The organism is Flavobacterium sp. UBA4854, assembly GCF_002399805.1.
GTDB lineage: Bacteria > Bacteroidota > Bacteroidia > Flavobacteriales > Flavobacteriaceae > Flavobacterium > Flavobacterium ginsengisoli.
Window position 1 is genome coordinate 23424 of record NZ_DHEI01000038.1, and the last position, 4656, is coordinate 28079.

Here is a 4656-nt window from a genome sequence, read left to right on the forward strand (position 1 = left end):
TTGGCTTTTCGCGATATCATTCAGGCAGAAAGTATCATTATCAATAAACCGCGAATCATTTTATACAAAAAAGGCGAAAAATTAATCAATAACAGCAAAAGCATTGAAAAAGAAATTATAGATCCGTTTCGAAAAATTATTGCGGTTTCTAATATTTACCTCAACGAAGGATCGGTTGATGTTGTTTCTTTAGATACAGATAAACCTATTTTTAGCATAAAAAAAATACTTTTAAAACTGGAAGGCATTTTAATTACCGATGCTACTTTAAAAGAAAAAATTCCGATTCAATATAAAAAATACGCTCTCGTTTGCGACAGTTTGTTTTACAGACCAAATGGTTTTTATTACATCAATATTGGAAAAATAAGCACCGAAAAGAATTTCCTAAAGATTAATAATTTCTCTAATCTGCCTCAATTTGAGCGTAGAGAATTTTTAAAGCGTCTTGAAAAAGAAAAAGATATTTACAATTTAAAATTTGATTCGGCTCAAGTCGCAAAAATGGACTGGGGTTTCAAAAATAACCAGTTTTATTTCAAAGCAAATTCGCTGGTCATTCACCATTTTGATGCTAATATTTACCGCGGAAAAATGTTGAAAGACGATCCAAGTAAAAAATATCTGTACAATCATTTATTGCGAAATCTAAAATTTCCACTTCAAGTTGACACTTTACAAGTTTTAAAATCGAAATTGGTTTACGAAGAAGAACTTGATTTTGCTAAAGGCCCAGGAGTTTTAACTTTCGATAAATTCAATCTGCAAGCAACTAATTTGAGAAGTGGTTTTGGTTTGAAAAAAACAGATGATGTGAGAATCAAAGTCAAATGTATTTTTATGAAAAGCTCTCCGCTTGATGTCGATTGGAGTTTTAATGTTCTAGATAAAAGTGATGGATTTCACATTCAAGGCGCGATTTCGAATTTTAATGTTCAAGGAATGACAAGATTCACGAAACCATATATCAACACGACTTTCACTGGAACTTTCAATAAATACCGTTTTAATTTTTATGGAAATGACAATGGCTCAAAAGGAAATGCTTCTCTAGATTATGACGATCTTAAAGTCAAATTATACAAAAAGAAAAAGCCTGAAAAAGAGGCAAAACTTAAAACGGCTGTTGCCAATTTACTGGTAAAAAACGATTCGAAAGATGGAGTCAAAACCGCAGAAATCGAAGTCGAACGCCTTCAAGACAGATCATTCTACAATCTTTTGTGGAGAAGTATTGCCGAGTCTTTGAAGAAGATTTTGATTTAGTTTTTTTTCTGCCACGACTCGAGCAATAGCGAATAGGCGAAGCAATTACACTAATTTTCACTAATTTTTATTTGACGGATCTGAAAAATCAATTCGTGTTAATTCGTGTAATTCGTGGCAAACCAATCTAAAAAATTTTGATTGGCAACATAGCCTGCGGTTTCAACCGCAGGAACACAACGGATTTCCACAATACGTTCCTCACAATACGTTTCCCACGGTTGAAACCGTGGGCTATATTTTTATGATTAACAATCTATATCTTTTTCATTCTGAAAAACCAGAAGGTATAACATTTAAGAAAAAAATAAATTTGTGCTAATTTGTGCAATTCGTGGCAACCCATCTATAAACCTGACATTTATCAGGTTTTAGGAGGAAATATTTTTTTTCATTTGCTTCTATTTTAATCCAAATACAAATGACAAAAAAAAATCTGCATACTTTTCATATTCCGGTAATGGGATTGGCTTATACGATAGACAGTCCGATTAGAGTCGCGCAGTATGGAATTTCATCGGTTGTGGCTCTCGCAGACGATGATTTAATTGAAAAGATGCGTAATTTTTACAGCACAAAATTCAACATTCCTTACGAAGAAATCACGCAAAAATTTCATGATTACCGTGCTGAAAGAATTACCTCTTATTTAAATTTAGTCGATAAAATTGTAAAAGAGAAATTCGAAAACTTCAAAACAGAATTGGCAGAAAGCAAAACGGCTTTAGAAAATTTCGTATCGATGCTGCCAAATACTTCTGATATTAAAAAAGGATTTCAAAGTTTATTAGATGATGGAATTGCTTTTAAAGAAAACATTCAAAACTACATCGAAACACATCTTTTTCCTGGTGAAATCGATGTGAATATCATGACGAAATTGGACAAGGATAATTTCATCAAAAACGAACAGCTTCCAATTGAATTTAATGATGCTCATGCCGCTTTAAGAGGTTTTGCAAATAGTAATTTGGAATCTTCTGTTGTACTTTCTGCAGGAATGAATCCGAGATTGTTTGGTTATTTCGAAAACTTCAAAGATTTTTTTCCAAATGAAAATAATGAGTTAAAGAAGAAAATCATCTTAAAAGTAAGCGATTTTAGATCAGCTATGATTCAGGGAAATTTCTTAGCAAAAAAAGGACTTTGGGTTTCTGAATATCGAATTGAATCGGGATTAAATTGTGGCGGACATGCCTTTGCAACTGACGGACTCTTATTAGGCACCATTTTAGAGGAATTCAAGCAGAAAAAAGATCAATTGATACAATCTGCCCACGAATTAATGATTAAAGCTTTACAGGCCAAAAATCAGCATTTCCCTGAAAATCCTTTAGAATTAAAAATTACTGTTCAAGGCGGTGTTGGAACAGCAGCAGAACATGAGTTTTTATTAGACGAATATAATGTTGATTCTGTAGGTTGGGGTTCGCCATTTTTATTAGTTCCCGAAGCAACATCTGTCGATAAAGAAACTCGCAATTTGCTGATGAAAGCCAAAGAAGATGATTTTTACTTAAGTAATATCTCGCCTTTGGGAGTTCCATTCAACACTTTGAAAGGAACTACAAACGAATTCTTAAAACAAAAACGAATTCATGAGAATAAAGCTGGAAGTTCTTGTCCGAAGAAATTTTTAGCATTGAGCAAAGAATACGACCCACACGGAATTTGCACGGCTTCAAAAAAATATCAGGATATAAAATTGGAAGAATTAGAGGCTAAAAAAGATTCGCTATCTGCTGATGAATTTGAAAAAAGCAAAGTCAAGATTACCGAAAAATCGTGTTTGTGTGTTGGTTTGGCCAATGCTTCTTATCTAGAAAATGATATAAAAATAAAAGGTCAAGCGCAAGGCGTTGTCATTTGTCCAGGCCCAAACTTAGCTTATTTTGATCAAGAAGTTTCTTTAAAAGATATGATTCATCATATTTATCAAGGAAAATCGATCATTAGAACCGAACGCCCAAACTTGTTTATAAAAGAGCTTAAAATGTATGTTACTTATTTTAGAAACGAAATTCAATCTGTTTCTGGAGAACTTACAACAGCTCAACTTAAAAAATGGAATTCTTTTAAATCTAATCTGTTAGATGGAATTGAATATTATAAAAATTTATTTGAATCGACAACAGTCTTTAAAGGTCATATAGAGCAACTCGATTTTTGTAAATCAGAATTAGTTGGTATTAAAATTCCCGTTTCAGAGTTGGTTTAAAATTGAAAACCCCAAATTATTTCTAATTTGGGGTTTATTTTTATTTCTAAAATAAAATTATTCTTTCTTCTTGTTTTTGCTATCAATAACAGCCCCAGTTCCAGTTCCGACTGCAGCTCCAGCTAAACCACCAATAATGGCGCCTTCGCCTTTTTTCTTACTGACAATTGCTCCAGTTGCTGCACCAACTCCTGCACCAATTACAGCACCTTTAGCCGTTGCACTCCAGCCTTTCTTTTTAGGTGTCGCTGCTGGCACCGCTGCATTATTTGCTTGTTGATGTACTACTACAACTTTTTCTTTCTGAGCTTCGATTTTCTCCTCATTTAATTTCGCCATTTCAGTCTTCATTGAATCGATAACACGCTGTTTGTTAATTTCAACTTTCATTGAATCAATGCTGGCTTGTTTGGCTTTATTTACATCTTCTTTGTTCTGTTGTTGACAAGAAGTTAAAAATATCACGGTTAATAAAATATATAAGCCTTTCATGATCTTGTAATTTTTAAAATTATACATTACAAAATAAGCAATATCTGTTATAATGGTTATTACAGAATTTTTCAGAAAATTTATAAGATTTGAAGTTTTTATGTTTCTCACTGCGTTTTATTTTTCAAGCTGAATGAAATTAATCTCACAAAGGCGCGAAGACGCATATCTTTTAAATTTAATAGCGTCCAGCTTTAGCTGGACGAAAAAGCAATCAAAAGAAAAAGGCTTTAGCCAAACTGAACTCGTTTGGCTAAAGCCCTTAACTTCATCTTTAATACCTCCAGCTAAAGCTGGAGGCTATTTAGAAAAAAATCTCTTTAATCCTTTTAATCTGTGGCTTCAAAAAACTTTGTGCCTTCGCTCCCGATAGCTATCGGGATTGCCAGATTATTTTTTATTTCCCTAAAATCCCTTTTTTTAGAATTTGCCCAAAATCATACATGTCTTCATAAGAACAATACAAAGGAACAGGCGCCAGACGAATTACGTTTGGTTCGCGCCAATCTGTAATTACTCCGTTTTTCATTAAATAATCAAATAAAGCTCTTCCTTCTCCGTGCAAAAATACCGATAATTGAGAAGCTCTTTCTTCTGGATTTGAAGGCGCGATGATTTTAAAGGTACTTTCTACATCTTTATCAATTTCATGAAGAATAAATTCTAAGTAAGAAGTTCTG

At 33.1% G+C, this 4656-nt stretch carries 3 protein-coding genes and 1 pseudogene; 2 read left to right on the forward strand and 2 right to left on the reverse strand.

From position 1 onward, the window contains the following. Positions 1 to 1266, forward strand: a 1266-nt coding sequence (locus tag B3J44_RS05110; protein WP_286966358.1) for a hypothetical protein, incomplete at its 5' end; no start/stop codon positions are given. Between the two features lie 421 nt (positions 1267 to 1687). Next, a complete protein-coding gene (locus B3J44_RS05115) occupies positions 1688 to 3484 on the forward strand; it encodes a hypothetical protein (protein ID WP_286966360.1) in 1797 nt (598 codons plus the stop codon). Positions 3485 to 3541: 57 nt separating this feature from the next. On the opposite strand, the gene B3J44_RS05120 is transcribed toward B3J44_RS05115, so the two are convergent. Next, entirely contained in the window at positions 3542 to 3976 is a 435-nt protein-coding gene (locus B3J44_RS05120) for a YMGG-like glycine zipper-containing protein (RefSeq protein ID WP_286966362.1), read from the reverse strand. Between the two features lie 397 nt (positions 3977 to 4373). Then, positions 4374 to 4656 (reverse strand): annotated as a pseudogene (locus B3J44_RS05125) (kynureninase); the annotation flags it as partial.